The 22,204-nt window shown below is 70.6% G+C and carries 19 protein-coding genes and 1 pseudogene; 17 read left to right on the top strand and 3 right to left on the bottom strand.

Features of this window, described 5'->3' with window-relative positions:
* Nucleotides 1-63: 63 nt before the first annotated feature.
* The 13 genes and pseudogenes from JAP66_RS18935 (at nt 64) to JAP66_RS18875 (ending at nt 12,958) form a co-directional block, all read left to right on the top strand.
* Nucleotides 64-819 (top strand): helix-turn-helix transcriptional regulator, encoded by a 756-nt coding sequence (locus JAP66_RS18935; protein WP_199433113.1) that lies wholly within the window; start codon nt 64-66, stop codon nt 817-819.
* Entirely contained in the window at nt 816-2,264 is a 1,449-nt protein-coding gene (gene sufB / locus JAP66_RS18930) for a Fe-S cluster assembly protein SufB (protein ID WP_199433112.1), read from the top strand. The genes JAP66_RS18935 and sufB overlap by 4 nt, the downstream gene beginning before the upstream one ends.
* A 1-nt stretch (nt 2,265) precedes the next feature.
* The gene (sufD, locus tag JAP66_RS18925; RefSeq protein ID WP_199433111.1) at nt 2,266-3,441 is read left to right on the top strand and encodes a Fe-S cluster assembly protein SufD; all 1,176 of its coding nucleotides are present in this window, start codon (nt 2,266-2,268) and stop codon (nt 3,439-3,441) included.
* A 78-nt stretch (nt 3,442-3,519) separates the two neighbouring features.
* Nucleotides 3,520-4,293 carry a Fe-S cluster assembly ATPase SufC gene (gene sufC / locus JAP66_RS18920; protein WP_199433110.1) on the top strand — a complete coding sequence of 258 codons (774 nt, stop codon included), beginning with the start codon at nt 3,520-3,522 and terminating at the stop codon, nt 4,291-4,293.
* Nucleotides 4,294-4,331: 38 nt separating this feature from the next.
* Nucleotides 4,332-5,636 carry a cysteine desulfurase gene (locus tag JAP66_RS18915; protein WP_199433109.1) on the top strand — a complete coding sequence of 435 codons (1,305 nt, stop codon included), beginning with the start codon at nt 4,332-4,334 and terminating at the stop codon, nt 5,634-5,636.
* Nucleotides 5,633-6,097, top strand: a complete 465-nt coding sequence (sufU, locus tag JAP66_RS18910) for a Fe-S cluster assembly sulfur transfer protein SufU (RefSeq protein WP_199433108.1) — start codon at nt 5,633-5,635, stop codon at nt 6,095-6,097. The genes JAP66_RS18915 and sufU overlap by 4 nt, the downstream gene beginning before the upstream one ends.
* Nucleotides 6,098-6,136: 39 nt before the next feature.
* Nucleotides 6,137-6,556: a metal-sulfur cluster assembly factor gene (locus JAP66_RS18905; RefSeq protein ID WP_199433107.1), complete on the top strand. Its 420-nt coding sequence runs from the start codon at nt 6,137-6,139 to the stop codon at nt 6,554-6,556.
* An 84-nt stretch (nt 6,557-6,640) separates the two neighbouring features.
* Nucleotides 6,641-7,795, top strand: coding sequence for a sensor histidine kinase (locus tag JAP66_RS18900; protein ID WP_307849620.1), 1,155 nt, complete (start codon nt 6,641-6,643; stop codon nt 7,793-7,795).
* A 38-nt stretch (nt 7,796-7,833) separates the two neighbouring features.
* Nucleotides 7,834-8,495 (top strand): annotated as a pseudogene (locus tag JAP66_RS18895) (response regulator).
* 16 nt (nt 8,496-8,511) lie between these two features.
* Nucleotides 8,512-10,077: a deoxyguanosinetriphosphate triphosphohydrolase family protein gene (locus JAP66_RS18890; protein ID WP_199433106.1), complete on the top strand. Its 1,566-nt coding sequence runs from the start codon at nt 8,512-8,514 to the stop codon at nt 10,075-10,077.
* A gap of 30 nt (nt 10,078-10,107) precedes the next feature.
* Nucleotides 10,108-10,791, top strand: a complete 684-nt coding sequence (locus tag JAP66_RS18885) for an acVLRF1 family peptidyl-tRNA hydrolase (protein WP_199433105.1) — start codon at nt 10,108-10,110, stop codon at nt 10,789-10,791.
* Between the two features lie 137 nt (nt 10,792-10,928).
* A complete protein-coding gene (locus JAP66_RS18880; RefSeq protein WP_199433104.1) occupies nt 10,929-12,557 on the top strand; it encodes an ABC-F family ATP-binding cassette domain-containing protein in 1,629 nt (542 codons plus the stop codon).
* Nucleotides 12,558-12,748: 191 nt separating this feature from the next.
* A complete protein-coding gene (locus tag JAP66_RS18875) occupies nt 12,749-12,958 on the top strand; it encodes a helix-turn-helix domain-containing protein (RefSeq protein ID WP_005437638.1) in 210 nt (69 codons plus the stop codon).
* Here the strand turns inward: JAP66_RS18875 and JAP66_RS18870 are convergent.
* Complete coding sequence (locus JAP66_RS18870; protein ID WP_199433103.1) at nt 12,945-14,252, bottom strand: glycosyltransferase 87 family protein; 1,308 nt, start codon at nt 14,250-14,252, stop codon at nt 12,945-12,947. The genes JAP66_RS18875 and JAP66_RS18870 overlap by 14 nt on opposite strands.
* 183 nt (nt 14,253-14,435) lie before the next feature.
* Between JAP66_RS18870 and JAP66_RS18865 the strand changes: the two genes are divergently transcribed.
* From JAP66_RS18865 to JAP66_RS18850, 4 genes are all read left to right on the top strand, one after another.
* A complete protein-coding gene (locus JAP66_RS18865) occupies nt 14,436-16,313 on the top strand; it encodes an ABC transporter ATP-binding protein (protein WP_199433102.1) in 1,878 nt (625 codons plus the stop codon).
* Between the two features lie 91 nt (nt 16,314-16,404).
* Nucleotides 16,405-17,100: an alpha/beta hydrolase gene (locus JAP66_RS18860; protein WP_199433198.1), complete on the top strand. Its 696-nt coding sequence runs from the start codon at nt 16,405-16,407 to the stop codon at nt 17,098-17,100.
* Nucleotides 17,101-17,136: 36 nt separating this feature from the next.
* Entirely contained in the window at nt 17,137-18,366 is a 1,230-nt protein-coding gene (locus JAP66_RS18855; protein WP_199433101.1) for an SAM-dependent methyltransferase, read from the top strand.
* Between the two features lie 100 nt (nt 18,367-18,466).
* Nucleotides 18,467-19,639, top strand: coding sequence for an LCP family protein (locus JAP66_RS18850; RefSeq protein ID WP_199433100.1), 1,173 nt, complete (start codon nt 18,467-18,469; stop codon nt 19,637-19,639).
* A 44-nt stretch (nt 19,640-19,683) separates the two neighbouring features.
* Here the strand turns inward: JAP66_RS18850 and JAP66_RS18845 are convergent, their stop codons facing one another.
* Both JAP66_RS18845 and JAP66_RS18840 read right to left on the bottom strand, forming a co-directional pair.
* Entirely contained in the window at nt 19,684-20,148 is a 465-nt protein-coding gene (locus JAP66_RS18845; protein WP_199433099.1) for a peroxiredoxin, read from the bottom strand.
* Between the two features lie 27 nt (nt 20,149-20,175).
* Complete coding sequence (locus JAP66_RS18840) at nt 20,176-22,041, bottom strand: diguanylate cyclase domain-containing protein (protein WP_199433098.1); 1,866 nt, start codon at nt 22,039-22,041, stop codon at nt 20,176-20,178.
* Nucleotides 22,042-22,204: the final 163 nt, after the last annotated feature.

The raw sequence follows: 22,204 nt of genomic DNA, 5'->3' as shown, positions 1-22,204 counted from the left end.
AGTCCGGTCACTCCGTTTTCGCGTCCCTTTGCCGGGGACGCCGAAATACGACACACTTATGTTGTGAAAAAGCAGGGCACCTCGGAACGGCCGACGGGCGGCGCACGAACCGCCGCGGCGGGTGTTCCTGTCCAGGTGACGGCCGAGGGCCGGACCAGGCACGAGGTCGCCCGGTTGCTCCTGGAGCAGGGGCCCATGTCGGCGGTCGCGGTCGCCGAGGCGCTCGGCATCAGCCCGACGGCGGTGCGCCGGCATCTCGACGCGCTGCTCGGCGACGACGAGGCCGAGACCAGGCACGCGCCCCGGCGCGGACCGCGTGGACGTGGCCGCCCGGCGAAGCTGTTCCTGCTCACCGAGCAGGGCCGGGCCCGGTTCGGCCATGCCTACGACGACCTCGCCGTCTCCGCGATCCGGTTCCTCGCCGAGCACGCGGGGGAGGACGCGGTCCGGGCTTTCGCAGAGCGCCGCGTCGCCGCACTGGTGGAGCCGCACCGGGAGGCCATCACCCGCAGCGACGACCCCGCGGACCGGGCCGAGGCCCTGGCCACGGCTCTTACGCGGGAGGGCTACGCTGCGTCGACCCGGGAGGTCGGTGCCGGTGAGCAGCTCTGCCAGCACCACTGCCCGGTCGCGCACGTGGCGGCGGAGTTCCCGCAGCTGTGCGAGGCCGAGACCGAGGCGTTCGCGCAGCTGCTCGGCACGCACGTGCAGCGGCTGGCGACGATCGCACGTGGCGACGCCGCGTGCACCACACACGTACCCGCGGACAGCCCGCCGGGTATGCAAGGACGTACCTCGAATGGAGGGACAACCGCATGACTGCCGCTGCAGAGCAGCGCAACCCCACCACCACGCAGTTGAGCCAGGAAGAGACGATCGAGTCCCTGGGCAACTACGCGTTCGGCTGGGCGGACTCGGACGTCGCGGGAGCCAAGGCTCGCCGCGGCATCAACGACGAGGTCGTCACCGAGATCTCCGACAAGAAGTCGGAGCCCGAGTGGATGCGCGAGGCGCGCCTGAAGGCGCTGAAGCTGTTCGAACGCAAGCCCATGCCCAACTGGGGCGCGGACCTGTCGGGCATCGACTTCGACAACATCAAGTACTTCGTTCGCTCCACGGAGAAGCAGGCCACGAGCTGGGACGAGCTGCCTGAGGACATCAAGCGGACCTACGACAAGCTCGGCATTCCGGAGGCGGAGAAGCAGCGCCTCATCGCCGGTGTCGCCGCGCAGTACGAGTCCGAGGTGGTCTACCACCAGATCCGTGAGGACCTGGAGCAGCAGGGTGTGCAGTTCCTGGACACCGACACCGCCCTGCGCGAGCACCCGGAGATCTTCAAGGAGTACTTCGGCTCCGTGATCCCGGCCGGGGACAACAAATTCTCCGCGCTGAACACGGCGGTCTGGTCGGGAGGCTCCTTCATCTACGTGCCGCCGGGCGTGCACGTGGACATCCCGCTGCAGGCCTACTTCCGGATCAACACCGAGAACATGGGCCAGTTCGAGCGGACGCTGATCATCGTCGACGAGGGCGCCTACGTGCACTACGTCGAGGGCTGCACGGCGCCGATCTACCAGTCCGACTCGCTGCACTCGGCGGTCGTGGAGATCATCGTGAAGAAGGGTGGCCGCTGCCGCTACACGACGATCCAGAACTGGTCGAACAACGTCTACAACCTGGTGACCAAGCGCGCCAAGTGCGAAGAGGGCGCGACCATGGAGTGGATCGACGGCAACATCGGCTCCAAGGTCACGATGAAGTACCCGTCGGTCTTCCTGATGGGCGAGCACGCGAAGGGCGAGGTGCTCTCGGTCGCGTTCGCCGGCGAGGGCCAGCACCAGGACGCGGGCGCGAAGATGGAGCACCTGGCGCCGCACACGTCCTCGACCATCGTGTCGAAGTCGGTCGCGCGCGGCGGTGGCCGCACCTCGTACCGGGGTCTGGTCAAGGTCGCCAAGCGGGCGCACCACTCGCGTTCGACGGTGAAGTGCGACGCGCTGCTGGTCGACACGATCTCGCGCTCGGACACCTACCCCTACGTGGACATCCGCAACGACGACGTGTCGATGGGCCACGAGGCGACGGTCTCCAAGGTCAGCGAGGACCAGCTGTTCTACCTGATGTCGCGCGGTCTCACCGAGGACGAGGCGATGGCGATGGTGGTGCGCGGGTTCGTCGAGCCGATCGCGCGGGAGCTGCCGATGGAGTACGCGCTGGAGCTGAACCGCCTGATCGAGCTGCAGATGGAAGGAGCCGTCGGCTGAGATGACGGTGACGGAAGAGAACACCGCCAACACAGCCGCTGCCGGGGAGGCCGTCGTTCCGGCGGTCTCCCGCGGGGAGCGGTTCTCCTCGTACGACGTCGAGGCCTTCGAGGTCCCCGGCGGACGCGAGGAGAACTGGCGCTTCACTCCGATGAAGCGGCTGCGGGGCCTGCACAACGGCTCCGCGCCCGCGACGGGCGAGATCAAGGTGGACGCCGACGCCGCGCCGGAGGTCCGGATCGAGACGGTCGGCCGGGACGACGAGCGCCTCGGCGCGGCGGGCACTCCCTCCGACCGGGTCGCGGCGCAGGCCTACTCCTCGTTCACCAGCGCCACGCTGGTGACGGTGCCGAAGGAGACCAAGGCCTCGAAGCCCACGGTCGTCCGGCTGAGCGGGCCCGGTGAGGGTGAGACGGCCTACGGGCACGTCCAGGTGCGCGCGGAGGCGTTCGCCGAGGCGGCGATCGTGCTCGACCACGTCGGCTCCGGCACCTACGCGGACAACGTGGAGTTCGTCATCGGCGACGGTGCGCAGCTCACGGTCGTCAGCGTCCACGACTGGGCCGACGACGCGGTGCACGTCTCCGAGCAGCACCTGCGGCTCGGCAGGGACGCCAAGCTCAAGCACATCGTCGTCACGCTGGGCGGCGATCTGGTGCGGGTCAGCCCCACGGCCACGTTCGCGGGCCCCGGCGGGGACGTCGACATGCTCGGGCTGTACTTCGCGGACGCGGGCCAGCACCAGGAGCACCGGCTGTTCGTCGACCACGCGGGGCCGAACTGCAAGTCGAACGTGCTCTACAAGGGCGCGCTGCAGGGCGACGGCGCGCACGGGGTCTGGATCGGCGACGTGCTGATCCGGGCCGCCGCGGAGGGGACCGAGACGTTCGAGCTCAACCGCAACCTGGTGCTCACCGAGGGCGCCCGCGCCGACTCGGTGCCGAACCTGGAGATCGAGACGGGTGAGATCGCCGGTGCGGGGCATGCGAGCGCGACGGGAAGGTTCGACGACGAGCAGTTGTTCTACCTGCAGTCGCGTGGGATCGAGGAGGAGCAGGCGCGCAGGCTGGTGGTGCGCGGGTTCTTCCACGAGATCCTGATGAAGATCGACATCCCGGAGGTGCGTGAGCGGCTCGAGGCCGCGATCGAGGCGGAACTGCAGGCCATCGGCGTCTGAGCTCGCACTCCCGGACCACCGAAGGGTCCCGACAGCTTCCCGACAGCTTCCCGACACTGACGAGAGAAACGAAGAGGCATGGCCACACTGGAAATCAAGGACCTGCACGCCGCAGTCACCACTGACGAGGGCAGCAAGGAGATCCTCAAGGGCGTCGACCTGACGGTCCGCTCGGGCGAGATCCACGCGATCATGGGCCCGAACGGCTCCGGCAAGTCCACTCTCTCCTACGCGATCGCAGGCCACCCGAAGTACGAGGTCACCTCCGGCGAGGTGCTGCTGGACGGCGAGAACGTCCTGGACATGAGCGTCGACGAGCGCGCCCGTGCCGGGCTGTTCCTCGCGATGCAGTACCCGGTCGAGGTGCCGGGCGTGTCGATGTCGAACTTCCTGCGCTCCGCGGCCACCTCCGTGCGCGGTGAGGCGCCGAAGCTGCGGCACTGGGTCAAGGAGGTCAAGGACGAGATGGCCAAGCTGGACATCTCCTCCGAGTTCGCCGAGCGCAGTGTGAACGAGGGCTTCTCCGGCGGTGAGAAGAAGCGGCACGAGATCCTGCAGCTCGCCCTGCTCCGGCCGAAGTTCGCGATCCTCGACGAGACCGACTCCGGCCTGGACGTCGACGCGCTGCGTGTGGTGTCCGACGGCGTCAACGAGTACACCGCGAACAACGACGTCGGCGTCATGCTGATCACGCACTACACCCGGATCCTCAAGCACATCCACCCCGACTTCGTGCACGTGTTCGCCGGTGGGCGGATCGTCGAGTCGGGCGGCAAGGAGCTCGCCGACGAGCTCGAGGAGAGCGGCTACGTGAAGTACATCGAGAAGGCCGGTACCACTGCGGCCGTCTGAGCGGGACGCCCCAGGAGAGAACGAAAGGAGTTGGCGCGATGACCACCACAGTGTCTGGCGGTACGCCTGACTCGCTGCCCCTGGACGTCGCGGCGGTGCGCGCCGACTTCCCGATCCTGTCCCGCACCGTTCGCGACGGCAAGCCGCTGGTCTACCTGGACTCCGGGGCGACCTCGCAGCGCCCGGTCCAGGTGCTCGACGCGGAGCGGCGGTTCCTGGAGACGGCCAACGCGGCCGTGCACCGCGGCGCGCACCAGCTCGCCGAGGAGGCCACCGACGCCTACGAGGACGCCAGGGCGCGCATCGCCGAGTTCGTCGGCGTGGTGCCCGGTGAGCTGGTGTTCACGAAGAACGCGACCGAGGGGATCAACCTCGTCGCGTACGCGATGAGCAACGCCGTGACGGCCGGTCCGGAGATGGAACGGTTCACGGTCGGCCCCGGTGACGAGGTCGTCATCACGGAGATGGAGCACCACGCGAACCTCGTGCCGTGGCAGCAGCTGTGCCAGCGCACGGGTGCCACGCTGCGCTGGTTCGGGGTCACCGACGAGGGCAGGCTCGACCTGTCGAACATCGACGAGCTGATCACCGAGCGCACGAAGCTGGTGGCGTTCACCCACCAGTCCAACGTGCTCGGCACGATCAACCCGGTGCGCACGCTGGTGGAGCGCGCGCGGCAGGTCGGTGCGCTGACCCTGCTCGACGCCTGCCAGTCGGTGCCGCACTCGCCGGTGGACTTCGCCGCGCTCGGTGTGGACTTCGCGGTGTTCTCCGGGCACAAGATGCTGGCGCCGTCCGGTATCGGCGTGCTCTACGGGCGGCGGAAGCTGCTCGAGGCGATGCCCCCGTTCCTCACCGGTGGCTCCATGATCGAGATGGTCCGGATGGAGGGCTCGACGTTCGCTCCGCCGCCGCAGCGGTTCGAGGCGGGCGTGCCGATGACCTCGCAGGCGGTCGGTCTCGGTGCCGCGGTGGAGTACCTTTCCGTGGTCGGGATGGACCGCGTCGCGGCACACGAGCACGCGCTCACGGAGCGGGCGCTGGCGGAGCTGACGGCGGTTCCCGGCGTACGGGTGATCGGCCCGACCGACATGGAGTCGCGGGGCGGCGCGGTCTCGTTCGTGATAGACGGCGTGCATCCGCACGACGCCAGCCAGGTGCTCGACAGCCTGGGTGTCGCGGTGCGCGTGGGACACCACTGCGCGTGGCCGCTGCACCGCAGGCTCGGCGTGCCGGCGACGGTACGCGCGTCGTTCTACCTGTACAACGAGTTGTCCGAAGTGGACGCGCTCGTGGCCGGGGTGCGGGAGGCGCAGCGTTTCTTCGGAGCTGACCGGCCATGAACCTGGAGAGCATGTACCAGGAGATCATCCTGGATCACTACAAGAACCCGCACGGCCGCGGCCTGCGGGAGCCGTACGACGGTGAGTCGTTCCAGGTCAACCCGACCTGTGGCGACGAGGTGACGTTGCGGGTGAAGGTTGCCGACGGCAAGGTCTCCGACGTCTCCTACGAGGGGCAGGGCTGCTCGATCAGCCAGGCGGCCACCTCGGTGCTCACCGACCTCGTCACCGGGCACACCGTCGAGGAGTCCCTGACGACGATGGACGCGTTCGTCGAGCTGATGCAGGGCCGTGGCAAGGTCGAACCGGACGAGGACGTGCTGGAGGACGGCGTCGCCTTCGCCGGCGTCGCGAAGTACCCGGCCCGGGTCAAGTGCGCCCTGCTCGGCTGGATGGCGTTCAAGGACGCACTGGCGCAGACTCCCCACGGGGAGCGTGCGGCGAACACCGTGATCGAGTAGCGATCCGGCCCGGTGCCACAGAACGGAAGTGGAAGGCTCATGACCGAGGAACAGACGCAGGCCGCCTCTCCGGAGGCCCCGGAACACCGCGACGGCCGCACGGCCGCGGACCTGCCCGAGCAGGCGCAGCCCGCCGCGGACGTCGCCAAGGTCGAGGACGTCGAGGAGGCCATGCGCGACGTGGTCGACCCCGAGCTCGGCATCAACGTCGTCGACCTCGGCCTGGTGTACGACATCCGGGTCGAGCCGGACAACACGGCCACCATCGACATGACGCTGACGTCGGCGGCCTGCCCGCTGACCGACGTGATCGAGGACCAGACGTCGTCGGTGCTGACCGGCGGCACGGGCGTGGTACGCGACTTCCGGATCAACTGGGTCTGGATGCCGCCGTGGGGCCCGGAGAAGATCACCGAGGACGGCCGCGAGCAGCTGCGCGCCCTCGGCTTCACGGTCTAGCCCGCCGACCACCTCGTCAGTGCCGAGTCGAGTTCTCACTCGCATGCGCACTCACGAGGTGTTCGCGATCGGCTCGCCGCGGTCGTGAGCCGCGCGACGTATCGCCGCTGGGTCTACCTGATCCTCGGCGGCGCCGTGCTGGTGCCGTACGTGCTGTTCGCGGCCATGGTGGTCCCCTCACTGCTGCCGGTCCCGGCTCCCGTCGACGTGGCCGTCCTGCTCGGTGGCCTCGGCGCGCTCGCCGTGCTGGGCGCCACCTCGCTGTTGCCCGCCGTGCGGGCGATCGAGGCGACCGCCGTGCGGGAGCTGCTCGACGAACCGGTGCCGGAGCAGTCGTCCGGTGGATGGCCCGCGCGGCTGCGGGCGGGCGGGCTCTTCGTGGCGCATGTGCTCGTCGGTGGCGTGGTGAGCTTCGCAAGTCTGGTGCTGCCGATCCTCCTGGCACTGTCCGTGGCGGTCCCCTTCACCGGTACCTTTCCGGTCGGGACGGACGGCTCGACCGCGATGCCGACGGGCTGGGCGAGTGCGTGGCTGCCCGCGGTGCTGCTGCTGTCGGTGCTGCTGCTGTTCCCGGTCGTCGCGGGCAGCGGCGCGCTGCTCGCCCGGGCCGCACGGGCGCTGCTCGGCCTTCCCGTGGCCGAGCGCATCGCACTACTGCAGCGGCAGGCAGAGGTGCTCGCCGAGCGCAACCGCCTCGCCCGCGAGCTGCACGACTCCGTGGGGCACGCGCTGAGCGTGGTGTCGTTGCAGGCCGGCGCGGCCCGCCGGACGCTGCGGCGGCAGCCGGATACGGCCGAACGCGCGCTGCGGGCCGTCGAGGACTCGGCCCGCGCGGCGCTGGAGGACCTGGATCACGTCCTCGGCCTGCTGCGGGAGGAGGACGGGGCCCGCGCGCCGCGGGCGGGGCTGACGGAGCTGCCCGCACTGCTGACGGCGACCCGGGAGGCAGGCGTCGCCGTGGACAGCGAGGTACACGGCGAACCCGGCGCCGTGACGCCGGTGGTGTCCAGGGAGGCATACCGGATCCTGCAGGAGTGCCTGACCAACGCGCTGCGGCACGCCGGCAGGGTGCCGGTCGCCGTCCGGGTGCACGTGGGCGCGGAGGAGCTGCGGCTGAGCGTGCGCAACCCGCTCGGTACGGCACAAGGCGGCGTCCCCGGTGGCGGGCGGGGGCTACGGGGGATCACCGAGCGGGTGGAGCTGCTGCGCGGCGAGGTGCGTGCCGGGCGGGACGGATGACATTGGGAGGTCGCGGTGCGGCTGCCGCTGGGCATGCGATGAGCGGGGAACCGATCGGTGTGCTGCTCGTGGACGACGAGCAGCTCGTGCGGGCCGGCCTGCGCGCGATCCTCGAGTCGGAGCCCGGCCTCGCGGTGCTCGGCGAGGCGGTCGACGGCGCGGAGGTGCCGGGACTGGTGTCCCGGCTGCGCCGGACGTGGTGCTGATGGACGTCCGGATGCCGTCGGTGGACGGCATCCGGGCGACCGCGCATCTGATGTCCACACTGGACTCACCGCCGAAGGTGGTCGTGGTGACCACGTTCGAGAACGACGACTACGTCTACGATGCGCTGCGCGCGGGCGCCAGCGGGTTCCTGCTCAAGCGCGCCAGGCCCGAGGAGATCACGGCCGCCGTGCGGACGGTCGTGGCGGGCGACTCGCTGCTGTTCCCCGCGGCGATCCGGCGGCTCGCCGCGCGCCACGGCGGCGAGCCGGGGCAGGACCGGCTCGCGGCGGCCGGGCTCACGGAGCGTGAGGCCGAGGTGCTGCGGCTCATGGCGACCGGGCTGTCCAATGCCGAGATCGCCGGCACGCTGTACCTGGGGCTGCAGACGGTCAAGACCCACGTCGGCAACGTGCTGGCCAAGGTCGGCGCGCGCGACCGTACCCAGGCGGTGATCAGGGCATACGAGTCGGGATTCGTGTCGCCGACGTCCTGAACGTACGGTGTTGCCCATGTCAGCAGAGCCGGATCCACGAACACAGCGCCGGGACGGCGAACAGCCGGCACGGGGGCTCTCCGACCTGGCGGGCAGCCCGTTCCGGATCGACCGGGACCGGATCGCCGCTTCGCCGTTCTTCGCGCGGCTCGGCGGTGTCACGCAGGTGGTGAGCGCGGGCGGTTCCGGGCTGCTGCACAACCGGCTCACGCACAGCCTGAAGGTGGCGCAGGTGGCCAGGGCGATCGCCGAGCGCCTCGCGGCCTCGGCGGACTCCCGTGAGCTCACCGGCAAGCTCGGCGGCTGCGATCCCGACGTGGCCGAGGCGGCGGCACTCGGCCACGACCTCGGCCATCCCCCGTTCGGCCACCTCGGCGAGCAGGTGCTCGACCGCATCGCGCGGCACCGCTACGGCCTCTCCGACGGCTTCGAGGGCAACGCGCAGACGTTCCGCATCGTCACGACCACCGAGGTGGGCGGGCCGACCCCGATCGGGCTGAACCTCACGTCGGCGACCCGTGCCGCGCTGTTGAAGTACCCGTGGGCGAGGCTGCACTACCCGAGCCAGCACCCGGCGGCCATGCGGGTGCCGCCGCGCGGCGCGGCGGAGCCCGCCGACGCGCCGGGAACGGGTTCGAGCAAGTTCTCCGCGTACTGCACCGAACTCGACGACCTGGAGCAGGCGAGGGCGCCGTTCACGGGCCGGATCGAGCGCTGGCAGCAGACCGTCGAGGCCTCGGTGATGGACATGGCGGACGACATCGCCTACGCCATCCACGACCTGCAGGACTTCCACCGCATCGGCGTGCTGCAGCACGCGTCGGTGGCCACGGAGCTCGGCCAGTGGCTCGGCCGGGTGAGCGAGCTCGCCGAGCTCAGCACGGAACAACTGCGGGCAGGCGATCGCAAGCCGGGCCGCTCCCTGGAACTGCTGCGCCGCCGGATGCACGCCAAGGACGCGTGGATCGTCGACGACGAGGCGTTCGCGCAGGCGGTGGCGCGCGTGCGGGCCGAGCTGGTCGACGACCTGCTGGCCAGCCCCTTCGACGGGTCGATCGAGGCCGAGCAGGCGATAGCCGCCTTCTCCGCCCGCTGGAGCTCGCGTCTGGTCGACGGCGTCCAGGTGACACCGTCCCCGTCCACGCGGACCGGGCATGTCACGCTGCGGCCCGCGCAGTGGCACGAGGTGCAGGTGCTCAAGTTCGTGCACCGGCGGTTCGTCCTGCTGCGCCCCGACCTGGCGCTGCATCAGCGCGGCCAGGCGAGCGTGCTGTCGTCGCTGGTGGAGGCCCTGGACGCCTGGCTGTCCGACCGGGAGGAGGTCTCCCGCCTGCCGCGCAGGCTGCACGACCTCGTCGAGGTGGCCCGCGCGGAGTACGCCCTGCTCGCCGAGCGCTCGCCGGAGTTGCTGGTCGGCGCCACCGGGGAGCCGATCGAGGGTGCCGACGCGGTGCGCGCGTTCGCCAGGGGCCGGGCAGTGGTCGACTTCGTCGCCTCGCTGACCGACAAGCAGGCGGTCGGCATGCTGGACGCGATCTCCGGCCGGACCGCCCAGCCGTGGTCGGAGTCCTTCGTGCTCTGAACGCTCATCAGGTACGACGAGGGGAGCGGCGTGGCCCGGAAACGTGCGGTCCGCGGTGGGGGGCGCGCCGTCGAGGTGGAGCCCGAGCGGCTCGCGCGGTGGTTCGAGCGGTTCGCCGAGCGCAACGGCGGCGTGCGCCACACGGTGCTCGGTGCCGACGAGGTCGCGGTCACCGGTGGCGACGGCACCACCGCGACCGTTGCGGTGCCGTTTCCACCGCTGCCCACCGGCACCGGGGACACCGAGCACGTCGCCGAAGGACTGGCGGTGCGGCCGCTGATCGAGCATGCCTGCCGCCCGCGCCGGATCGGCCTGCTCCTGGTCCGGCTCGGCGGGCACAGCGTCGGCGTCGCCGAGCGGGGCAAGGTGCTCGTCTCCCGCACCGACCGGCATCTGGTGCACGGCCGCAGCGCCGCGGGTGGCTGGTCGCAGCAGCGCTTCGCCCGGCGCCGCGAAGGGCAGGCACGGCAGGCGCTGCGCTCGGCCGCCGACGACGCCGCCGACGTGCTCGGCTCCCGGGTCACCGAGCTGGACGGCGTCGTGCTCGGCGGTGACCGCAAGGCGATCGACGAACTGCGCGCCGACCACCGGCTCGAACCCGTGTTCGCACTCGCCGGGTCCCGGGTGCTCGACGTCGGTGAGCCCCGCCGGACCGTGCTCGACGACGCCGCCGAGCGGGCCCGGGCCGTCGAGATCGTCGTCCGGGACGGGTGAGCCAGGACACGGGTGGGTAATCCGATGGACACGCGTACGTACACTGGGGACGTGGTCGTCCGGCTGGAGTAGCTGACCCGCCTCTCGTGCGGGTGTCTCATGCTGTCCGTTTCCGCTTCTACGCCACGGAGCTTCCTTTGATCTCGGCCTCTGGCCTCGAACTACGCGCCGGTTCCCGCATCCTGCTCGCCGACCTGGGCCTGCGGGTCCAGCCCGGCGACCGGATCGGCCTCGTCGGCCGCAACGGCGCGGGCAAGACCACCACGCTGCGGGTGCTGGCGGGGGAGGGCGAGCCCTACGCCGGTGAGGTGCACCTCGGCAGTGAGCTCGGCTACCTGCCACAGGACCCGCGCGAGGGTGACCTTTCGGTCCCGGCGAAGGACCGCGTGCTGTCGGCACGCGGCCTCGACACGCTCGTACGGGACATGGAGAAGGCGCAGACCGCCATGTCCGAGCTCGTCGACGACGCCGAGCGCGACCGGGCGATCCGGCGGTACGGCAGACTGGAGGAGCGTTTCTCCGCTCTCGGCGGCTACGCGGCGGAGAGCGAGGCCGCGCGGATCTGCGCGAACCTCGGGCTGGAGGAACGCGTGCTGCCGCAGCCGTTGCAGACGCTCTCCGGCGGGCAGCGGCGCCGGGTCGAGCTCGCGCGCATCCTGTTCGCCGCGTCCGAGGCCGGTGCGGGCGGCAAGTCCGACACGGTCCTGCTGCTCGACGAGCCGACCAACCACCTCGACGCCGACTCGATCAACTGGCTGCGCGGGTTCCTGAAGTCGCACGAGGGCGGCCTCGTGGTGATCAGCCACGACGTCGACCTGCTCGACGAGGTCGTGAACAAGGTCTGGTTCCTCGACGCGACGCGCGCCGAGCTGGACACCTACAACATGACCTGGCAGCGCTATCTCGAGGCTCGCGCGACCGACGAGAAGCGCCGCAGGCGCGAGCGGGCCAACGCCGAGAAGAAGGCCTCCGCACTGCAGCAGCAGGCGGCCAAGCTGGGCGCGAAGGCCACCAAGGCGGTCGCGGCCAAGAACATGGCGCGGCGCGCCGAGCAGATGCTGGCGAACCTCGACGAGGAGCGGCAGTCGGACAAGGTCGCGCGGATCAAGTTCCCCGCGCCGGCGCCCTGCGGCAGGACACCGCTCACCGCGGAGGAGCTTTCGAAGTCCTACGGCTCGCTGGAGATCTTCACCGGCGTCGATCTCGCCATCGACCGCGGGTCCAAGGTCGTCGTGCTCGGCCTGAACGGCGCGGGCAAGACCACGCTGCTCCGCCTGCTCGGCGGGATGGAGACCCCGGACACCGGTGCCGTCGTCGCCGGCCACGGCCTGCGCCTCGGCTACTACGCGCAGGAGCACGAGACCCTCGACCACGACGCGTCGGTGTGGGAGAACACCCGGCACCTCGCCCCGGACACCGGGGCACAGGAGCTGCGGAACCTGCTCGGTTCGTTCCTGTTCACCGGCGAGCAGCTCAACCAGCCCGCCGGCACGCTCTCCGGTGGCGAGAAGACCCGGCTCGCGCTGGCGGGGTTGGTCTCCAGCGCGGCGAACGTGTTGCTGCTCGACGAGCCCACCAACAACCTCGACCCGGCGAGCCGCGCGCAGGTGCTGGACTCGCTGCGCAGCTACTCCGGGGCCGTCGTGCTGGTGACACACGACCCGGGAGCGGTCGAGGCACTGGAGCCCGAGCGGGTCATCCTGCTGCCGGACGGTACCGAGGACCACTGGTCCGAGGACTACCTCGAACTGGTACAGCTCGCCTGAGACCCGGCGAGAGAGCTAGTCGATCTCGTTAGTTGCGGTCGGACAAGGACCCTGGATCGGCCCAATATGGCGCCGTTTTAGGAGGTTTTTCGCTCGCCGTCTGGCATTCAGCGGCTCAGTGTTCGATCATTGCGACAGGCAGGGGTCGAATGTGACCCGAATTACCCGATCGGGGCGGAAGGTGGATTGACGTGGCAGACCTGAAGAAGGGCGCGCGCATCACCGGAAACACGCGCGACAAGCTGGCCGCCGACCTGAAGAAGAAATATGAGAAGGGCGCGAGCATTCGCGCCCTGGCCGAGTCGACCGGTCGTTCCTACGGTTTCGTGCACCGGGTGCTCTCCGAATCGGGTGTGCAGCTCCGTGGCCGGGGTGGCGCGACCCGGGTCAAGAAGAAGTAGCCGAAGTACGTCTGCCGGATTCCGCGGTGCCGGGCGGTGCTGCGGTGCGATCCGGAAAGCACAGCATCGCGCCGAGCAGTACGAACGGATACACCAGGTAGCCGAATCGCGTGGCCGGTGTGAGCAGGGTGAACGCCGCCAGGCCGACGGCGATGCGCAGTAGCGCGTCCGCACCCGTCCTCGGCGGCCGCCGGATGAGCCATGCCAGGATCAGCAGTGCGGCGGCGAACAGCAGTGCGAACGCGATCGCCCTGCCGGTGGCGCCGGTGCCGGCGATCAGGTGACCGGGCAGCGGGCTCGCCGCGGGGGAGCTGACGGCTCCGAGCCCGGCCGGGAACCGGATCACGTGCTCGGTGAACGCCGCCGGGTCGGCGAGCAGCACGGGGACGTTCAGTGCCGCGCACATCGCCACGAAGACGGCAGCGAAGCCGGCGAGCGCGCGGGCGCCGAGCCGGGTGAGCACGAGCGCCGCCAGCACGGCGGCGGCCGGCAGCACGATCAGCTTCGCGCTGGCGACGGCGGCCAGCACCACGGCGGCGAGCACTGGCCGGTCGGTCGCGGCGAGTGCGCAGGAGAGCACGAGCAGGCCGACCACGGCGAGGTCGGGACCGGCGACCGTCCAGGTGAGCGCCGTGAACGGCCCGATCAGCGCGAGTTGTGCGCCGCGCACCGGCACGCGCGGCGAGCCGAGCAGGCGCAGGCTCGCCCAGGCGCATAGCGCCGCCACGAGGATGAACACCAGCCGGGCGTCGGTCAGGGCATCGGCCACCGGCGTGCCGCCCAGCAGTGCCCTCGGCAGCCCGAACAGTGCCATGACCGGCCCGTACGGCGTGTAGTCGTTCACCACGGGTGGCCGGCCGAGTGCGCCGACGTCGACATAGGGCGTGCCGTGGTCGAGCAGCAGGGTCGCGGACCGCTCGATCACCCACACCTCGGGCTGGGCACTCCATGCTCCGGGCGCGCGTGCCCAGTCGCCGCCTCCCAGCCTGCTCCCCACCAGCGTGACCAACGGCGCGAGCATCGCCACGACGACGACGGCGGCGACGCCCACCCAGCGTGAGCGCCACCAGCCGGGCCGCAGGCGCGGCGTGAGCAGCAGCCAGCACGTGTGGACGAATGCGAGGCCGTATCCCGCGACCGCGAACGTTCCCCACACGCGGAAGCCGTAGTGCTTGTCGGTCAGCGCGATCACCAGCGCATAGCCGGCGCAGACGAGGTAGAACGCGGCGTCGAGCGGCAGCGGGCGCTCGTTCCAGCTCGGCCGGAGCCGGAGCGGCACCAGTCGTGTCGCCACGCGTTCACCTCCTGAGCAGCGGCCGGGGTCGCGGTCAGGTTACCGAGCCGCCTGCCACCGTCGGCGACGGCCGGGAAAATTGTCGGACCTGTCGGGAAGGATCAGGTAGAACAGTGCGTTGGGCTGGTCATATGCGCAAAAAATCTTGACTAAGGTCGAGGTATCTGGAGGGCGGCGGGCGAAGTGGACAACACCTGGTCACTGCTGAGCGGTGCCATGCGGGCGCCGGACGTGCCGAAGAAGGGACTGCGCCGTGGCACCGTGCGGCGGGTCGCCCGCTTCGCCCGGCCGCACTGGCGCAGGCTCGGGATCTTCCTCGCGCTGACCGTGCTCGCCGCGGTACTGGCGGTGAGCACCCCACTGCTCGCAGGCAGGGTCGTCGACACGATCGTCGGCGGGGGAGCGGTGTCGGTCCTGGTGTGGCTCGCCGTCGCCATCGCCGGGCTCGCGATCGCCGACGCCGGACTGGGACTGGCCGAGCGCTGGCAGTCCGCGCGCATCGGTGAGGGGCTGATCTTCGACCTCCGCCGCGCGGTGTACGAGCACATTCAGCGGATGCCCGTCGCGTTCTTCACCCGCACCCGGACGGGCGCGCTCGTGAGTCGGCTCAACAACGACGTGATCGGTGCGCAGCGCACGTTCACCGCCACCCTGTCCGGGCTGGTGACCAACGTGATCCAGCTTGTGCTGTCGCTGGCCGTGATGATGACGCTTTCCTGGCAGGTGACGCTGCTCGCGCTCGTGCTGCTGCCGGTCTTCGTGCTGCCCGCGCGCCGGATCGGCAGGCGGATGGCCGCGCTGCAGCGCGAGTCCGCCGAGCTGAACGCGTCGATGACCACGCAGATGACCGAGCGTTTCTCGGCGCCCGGAGCGACACTGGTCAAGCTGTTCGGCAGGCCGGACGCCGAGAACTCCGCGTTCGGCCTCCGCGCGGGCCGGGTCCGCGACATCGGCGTGCGCACGGCGATGCTCACCCGGTGGTTCATGACGAGCCTGACCCTGGTGTCGGCGCTCGCGCAGGCGCTGGTGTACGGGCTCGGCGGCTGGATGGCGCTGCGCGGCGACCTCGCGCCGGGCACGGTCGTGGCGCTCGCGCTGCTGCTCACCAGGCTCTACACGCCGCTCACGGCGCTGGCCAACGTCCGGGTGGATGTGATGACCGCGCTCGTGTCCTTCGAGCGGGTCTTCGAGGTGCTCGATCTCGATCCGATGATCAAGGAACGACCGGATCCGAAGCCGTTGCCTGCCGGTGGCGTTTCGGTGGAGTTCGAGGATGTCCGTTTCAGCTATCCCTCCGCCGACCGCTACTCGCTCGCGTCGCTGGAGGAAGTGTCCATTCTGGACAACCGTGGCGGCGAGGAAGTCCTGCACGGGGTCGGTTTCCGTGCCGAGCCTGGGCAGATGGTCGCCCTCGTCGGTTCGTCCGGAGCCGGGAAGTCGACGATCGCGGCGCTGGTACCCAGGCTCTACGACGTGGACTCGGGTGCCGTCCGGCTGTCCGGTGTGGACGTGCGCGACCTCGGCTTCGACACGCTGCGGCACACCGTCGGGGTGGTGACGCAGGACGGGCACCTCTTTCACGACACGATCCGGGCGAACCTCTCCTACGTCCGGCCCGAGGTGACCGAGCCGGAAATCTGGCACGCGCTCGAACGGGCGCGGCTGGCCTCGCTCGTGCGCTCGCTGCCGGACGGCCTCGACACGCTGGTCGGTGAGCGCGGTTACCGGCTCTCCGGCGGGGAACGGCAGCGGCTCACCATCGCGCGGCTGTTGCTCGCCCAGCCGCGGGTGGTCGTCCTCGACGAGGCGACCGCCCACCTCGACTCCGAGTCCGAGGTGGCGGTCGGTGAGGCACTCACCGACGCGCTGGACGGCAGGACCGCACTCGTCATCGCCCACCGGCTTTCGACCGTGCGGGCCGCCGACCTGATCCTGGTGATCGAGGCGGGCACGGTGGTCGAGCGCGGAACGCACGAGGAACTGCTCGCCGCAGGCGGCCGGTACGCCGAGCTCCACCGCACCCAGTTCAGCGAGGGTGAGCGGGAACACGCCGCCGCGTAGCGCGCGCCCCGGCGCCGGTGGCGTTCACTGCGACCAAAGCGGAGGAGGTCGCCGCGTGAAGGGCACGGAAGGCACGGAAGGCATGGAGAGCATGGAAGGTGACGAGCCTGCGCTGTTGGTACGGCGCCCGGCAGGCCCGGCCCGTGCGGTGGCACTGGTGCTGCACGGCGGGGCCCAGTTCGGCGCAGGCGTGGTGCGTCCGTGGGGACTCGCGTACCTGCGCATGGTGCCGCTGGCCAGGGCGTTGTACGCAGCCGGTGCTGCACACGGCCTTGAGGTCCGGCTGCTGCGCAACCGGGTGCGGGGCTGGAACGAGCCCGCGCTCGACCCCGTCCTGGACGCCCGGTGGGCCCTCGGCCGGTTGCGCGCGGAGCATCCCGGCCTGCCGGTGGTACTCGTCGGCCATTCGATGGGTGGCCGCGTGGCCCTGCGCGTCGCCGACGACCCTGCGGTCGTGGGCGTGTGCGCGCTCGCCCCGTGGACGCCGGGGGACGAGCCCGTGGAGCCGGTCCGGGGCCGGTCCGTGCTGATCGCGCACGGTACACAGGACCGGGTCACCGGCCCGGCCGACTCCTATGCCTACGCCGTCAGGGCCGAGGCGAGCGCCGCCCGCCTGGCCAGGTTCGAGGTGACCGCCGAGGGCCACGCGATGCTGCGCAGGCCCCCCGTCTGGAGCCGGCTCGTCGCGGAGTTCACCTTGCGGACGCTGGAGCTGCCCTTCCGTGACGGGCTTGTCACCTCGGCCTGGACCAAACCGCCGGCGCAGCGGCTGCGAATCCCGCTCTGAAGTCCCTGCGGGGTTCCTCAGGCGGAAGGAAGTGCCTTGACCAGCTCGAGCGTCGACCGGTCGCAGCGTGACGTGCAGGCATGGCCCGGCCTGACCACCCCACCGCGCGCTCCCGCCCGCGCCCGTATCGCGGAGCTGCTCTTCCGGCGTGCCGTGCGGCCGCTCGACGTCCGGGTGAGCCTGCCGGGCGGCAGCCGCCTCGGCGCCGGTGGCCCCGGTGCGCCTGAGCTGCGGCTCCTCCGGCCTGCGGCGTTCTTCCACCGCCTCGGCGCCGACGGGAAGATCGGCTTCGGCGAGGCCTACATGGCGGGCGACTGGACCTCCGACGCGCTGGCCGAGGTGCTGACGCCGTTCGCGGAGCGGACGGCGGTTCTGATTCCGCCGGCGTTGCAGCGCTTCCGGGGGTTCGTCGACCGCGGGCACCCGCAGGCCGAACGGAACACGGTCGACGGCGCGCGGGCCAACATCCACCGGCACTACGACCTGTCGAACGAGCTGTTCGGCCTGTTCCTGGACGAGACGATGACCTACTCCTCAGCGCTGTTCGGCCCAGGGGACGATCTCGCGGCTGCGCAGGTCCGCAAGATCGACAACGTCCTCGACTACGCCGGGGTCCGCGCCGGCAGCCGCGTGCTGGAGATCGGTACCGGTTGGGGTGAGCTGGCCGTCCGGGCCGCCCGGCGCGGTGCCGAGGTGACCTCCCTCACCCTGTCCGAGGAGCAGCGCACGCTGGCCACCAAGCGCATCGCCGAGGCGGGCCTCGCCGAGCGGATCGACGTGCGACTGCTCGACTACCGGCAGGCGGAGGGAACCTACGACGCGGTGGTGAGCGTCGAGATGATCGAAGCCGTCGGCGCCGACTACTGGCCGGAGTTCTTCGGCACGGTCGGCAGGCTGCTGCGGTCGGGGGGCAGGTTCGGTCTGCAGGCCATCACGATGCGGCACGACCGGATGCTCGCCGCGGCATCCTCGTACACCTGGGTGCACAAGTACATCTTTCCGGGCGGGCTGATCCCGTCCGTGGAATCGGTAAGACACGGCATCGCACACAACACCACGCTGCGGCAGCATGCCCAGCTCGAGTTCGGCCAGGACTACGCGCGTACCCTTGAACAGTGGCGGGAGCGGTTCCGGCACCGCCGGGCGGAGGTCGCCGAACTCGGTTTCGACGACGTGTTCCGCCGGATGTGGGACTTCTATCTCGCGTACTCGGAGGCCGGTTTCCGCTCCGGCTACCTGAAGGTGCACCAGTTCTCGTTCGGATGAGCAGGCGCAACCGATCGGGGTGCCGGACGTCCTTCTGTCGGGACAGTGCGGTTAAGTTAGCGCGGCGACACGGCCGGCACGACACCGAATCGGAGAACCGATGAGCTACGGCGGACAGTACGGCGGGCACCAGCCCCCACCTCGGCGCCGCCAGCCACCCCGTGGTCCGCGGGAACACCAGCGAGCGCAGACGCTGCCGGTGCCTGGCAGGGAACGCGCAGGTCAGGGTGCACAGCGTGCACGGCCCCCGCAGTCGACGCGGGCCGCCCCGCCGCACCAGCCCCCGCCGGGGGAGCGCAGGCGGCCGCCAGGGCCGCCGCCGAAGCGCAAGCGGTGGACGTTCGGCCGGGTGGCGCTGAGCCTGCTGATGGTTCTCGTGCTGTTCATCGCGGGTATCTGGGTCTATCTGGAGTTCTCGATCAACCGCATCGACGCGCTGCCCGGCTACGAGGGGCAGCCGGCCGCCGCCGAGGGCACCAACTGGCTGATCGTGGGCTCCGACTCACGGGCCGGCCTTGACCCCGAGGACCAGGAGAGGCTGTCCACCGGTGACTCCGGCGGCCAGCGCACGGACACGATCATGGTCGCGCACATCCCGGACAACGACACGGCGCCGACCCTGCTCAGCCTGCCCCGCGACTCGCAGGTCGAGATCCCCGGACACGGCACCAACAAGATCAACGCCGCGTTCTCCTTCGGTGGCGCGCCGCTGCTGGCGCAGACCGTCGAGCAGGCGACCGGCCTGCACATCGACCACTACGCGGAGATCGGCTTCGGCGGGTTCGCCAACATCGTGGACGCCATCGGCGGTGTCGAGATGGACATTCCGGAGGAGATGCGCGACACCAAGACCGGTGTCGTGATCCCTGCGGGCAAGCAGGAGCTGGACGGCGCGCAGGCACTCGGGTTCGTCCGCATGCGTTACAGCTCGGCGACGCCGCGTTCGGACCTCGACCGGGTGGCCAACCAGCGCAAGTTCATCGGCGCGCTGGCCAACGAGATGGCGAGCCCCGCCACGCTGCTCAACCCGTTCGACCTGTTCCCGCTGCTGTCCGCGGCGCCGGACGCGCTGACCATGGACACCGGTGACCACCTGCACCACCTGGTCGGCCTCGCCTGGGCCATGCGCGGCATCTCCGACGGCGGGGTGGTCGCCACCACCGTGCCCACGACGTCGGCCTCGGCGGAGAACTGGGACGAGGCCAAGTCGCAGCAGCTGTTCGACGCGCTACGCAACGACACTCCGCTGCCGGACAGCGTGATCGTCAACTAAGCACGCTCGTGAGTGGCTACGCGAGTTCTAACTCGCGTAGCCACTCACGAGGCGTGGCCGGTACGAGCGCGGAGCACTTCGAGGGCCTTGTCGGCGTGCACGCTCATCCGCAGCTCGCTCTTGATCACGTCGAGGACCGTGCGGTCGGTGTCGATCACGAACGTGTGCCGCCTGGTGAGCAGCGGGCCGAGCTTGCGGCGCACGCCGAACTGCGTCGCGACGGTGCCGTCCGGGTCGGAGAGCAGCGGGAAGTCGAAGTCGTGCGTGCTGGAGAACCGCCGCTGCTTGTCCACCGGGTCGGGGCTTATGCCGATTCGGTGGGCGCCCACCTCGGCGAACTCGGCGGCGAGGTCGCGGAACTGGCAGCTCTCGGCCGTGCAGCCGGTGGTCATCGCCGCCGGGTAGAAGAACAGTACGACCGGTCCGGTCTCCAGGAACCCGGACAGCGTGCGCTGCTCGCCCTGGTCATCGGCCAGCGTGAAGTCCGGTGCGAGGTCTCCCTTTTTCATGCTCGGGACGGTACTGGACGGCCGGGGTCAGCGGGTGTGCCGCCGGATCAGCGACTCGATCTCCGCTCCGCTGGCCGTCCCGCCGAACGCGGGACCTCGGCCCGCCACGATCCCGAGCTCCCTCAGCCGCCTCGCGTGCTCGGCGTCACGAACACCTTCCGCGCCGACGCGGTGCAGCCCCAGCTCCCTGGTTCGTTCGAGCAGTGCCGCGATGTGCCTGCGGGCGCCCGCCGCACCGGCCTCGTCCTCCGCGAGCGCGTCGATCAGCGGGCCGGAGAGCACCACGAAGCCCACCGGCAGCTTCTGGGCGTGCATCAGCTCCACGTCCGCGGCTCCCGTGGCCGCCATCGCGATCTGCACATCCAGATCGGACAGGACGGACAACGCTTCCAGAACCTCACCCCGCGGGTCGAGCAGGGCGGTGGTGTCCGCGCACAGGCGCACCTTCTGCGGCGGCAGCTCCGTGCGCTTCAGCTCGTCCCGCACCATTCCCACGAGGTTGGGATCGATCGCCAGCCGGGTCGGCAGCCGCAGGCACAGATCGGGTGCCGCCTCGCCGAACTGCTCATGCCACCTGGCCGCCTCGCTCAGTGACTCCTTCAACAGCCACTGCCCGAGGCTCAGCGTCATTCCGGTGGTGTCGGCGAGCGAGTAGAACTCCCGTGGCGCGAGCACGCCGTGCTCGGGGTGGTTCCAGCGCAGGGACGCGTTCACGACCGCGATCTCGTTGCTGTCGTCGAGCTTGACGGTCGGCTGGTACTCCAGCTCGAACTCGCCGTTCTCCAGCGCACCGCCGATGACGGCGCCGAGCCCGTAGCGTCGCCGGTCGAGGCTGTCGAGGTCCGCCTCGAACAGCATCCACTGCGCGCGGCCGTTCTCCTTGGCCCGGTGCAGCGTGATCTCCGCCGCGCGGTGCAGGTCCTCCTGGGTCCGCCCGGCCGTCTCCTGCACGACGATGCCGACGCTGACGCTGACCGCGACGCCGTTCCCGTCGAGGTAGACCGGCTCGGCCAGCAGTGCCATCGCGTCCTCGACGAGGTCGATCACGTCGGTGCCCGTCAGCCGTCCTTGCATGAGCACCGCGAACCCGTCGCCGGACAGCCGCGCCACGAAGGCGTCATGCGAGGTGAACGCGGACTCGATCTTGCGGGCAACACTGCGCAGGATCTCGTCGCCTGCGCCGGGGCCGAGTCCATCGTTGATCACCTTGAAGCCGTCGATGTCGAGGTAGACCAGAGCGACCTGCTCGTCGGAGTCGTACGACGGGCCGGCGAGCGCGGCCTCGAGACGGTTGAAGAAGCTGCCCGCGTTGGGCAGGCCGGTGAGCGAGTCCTGCACGTTCTGCCGGCGCAGCGTCTCGCGCAGCAGGCTCAGCTCGCTGGCGTCCTCGATCATCAGCACCGGATACAGGGATCCGGCGGAGTCGCCAGGGAGGCCGGCGATGGTCACCTGGGTGCGGAGGGAGCCGTCCTCGATGTGGATGAGGTCCAGCCGTTCCCGGAAGCGCGAGCGTGGTACGGACCGGAGTTCCGCGAGTCCCGCACGGATCGTCGCGGCGTCCTCTTCGGACGCCGTGAGCTCGGTGACCGGCTTGCCGCGGAGATCGCCGGCCTCGTGACCGAGCAGCCGGGTCAGCGCGGCGTTGGTGTCCACGATCCGGCCGTCGTGGTCGGCGAGGACGATTCCGGTCGGCGAGGCCGAGTAGAAGGCCGCGAAGCGGTGCGCGACGGCGTCCTTCTCGGCCTCCGCGTGTGCCCGGGCCTCCTGGGCGACGGCGAGCAGGACGCGTTCGAGTTCCTCGGCGGGTAGCGTTACCCCTTCCGTGTCAGCCAGCGTGGCTGCCCATCGACGGGCGATCCCCTCCGCCCCTGGCGCGCCACCAGGTTCCGGCACACTGCACCTCTCCAAGGAAGCGACGAAGGCCAGCTCGCAGCCGGTGCGGGAGGTCGAGCCCACGACACCGGCCGGAGTCGGCCGAGAGCCTTGCCACCGCATCATGCAGGTAACGCGGTGTCTACCGGCTGAAAGGGTGGTCGCGCGTACTCTAGCGAATACC

The organism is Qaidamihabitans albus (genome assembly GCF_016464705.1).
GTDB classification, from domain to species: Bacteria; Actinomycetota; Actinomycetes; order Mycobacteriales; family Pseudonocardiaceae; genus Qaidamihabitans; species Qaidamihabitans albus.
The sequence above is the reverse complement of the archived record's forward strand: the minus strand, read 5'-3'. Positions and strand labels throughout refer to the sequence as shown.

What these genes read in the sequence shown, in the direction of transcription:
- sufB (WP_199433112.1), top strand. Translation starts at nt 816, where the DNA reads ATGACTGCCGCTGCAGAGCAGCGCAACCCCACCACCACGCAGTTGAGC.
- sufD (WP_199433111.1), top strand. Translation starts at nt 2,266, where the DNA reads ATGACGGTGACGGAAGAGAACACCGCCAACACAGCCGCTGCCGGGGAG.
- sufC (WP_199433110.1), top strand. Translation starts at nt 3,520, where the DNA reads ATGGCCACACTGGAAATCAAGGACCTGCACGCCGCAGTCACCACTGAC.
- JAP66_RS18915 (WP_199433109.1), top strand. Translation starts at nt 4,332, where the DNA reads ATGACCACCACAGTGTCTGGCGGTACGCCTGACTCGCTGCCCCTGGAC.
- sufU (WP_199433108.1), top strand. Translation starts at nt 5,633, where the DNA reads ATGAACCTGGAGAGCATGTACCAGGAGATCATCCTGGATCACTACAAG.
- JAP66_RS18905 (WP_199433107.1), top strand. Translation starts at nt 6,137, where the DNA reads ATGACCGAGGAACAGACGCAGGCCGCCTCTCCGGAGGCCCCGGAACAC.
- JAP66_RS18890 (WP_199433106.1), top strand. Translation starts at nt 8,512, where the DNA reads ATGTCAGCAGAGCCGGATCCACGAACACAGCGCCGGGACGGCGAACAG.
- JAP66_RS18860 (WP_199433198.1), top strand. Translation starts at nt 16,405, where the DNA reads ATGGAAGGTGACGAGCCTGCGCTGTTGGTACGGCGCCCGGCAGGCCCG.
- JAP66_RS18850 (WP_199433100.1), top strand. Translation starts at nt 18,467, where the DNA reads ATGAGCTACGGCGGACAGTACGGCGGGCACCAGCCCCCACCTCGGCGC.
- JAP66_RS18845 (WP_199433099.1), bottom strand. Translation starts at nt 20,148, where the DNA reads ATGAAAAAGGGAGACCTCGCACCGGACTTCACGCTGGCCGATGACCAG.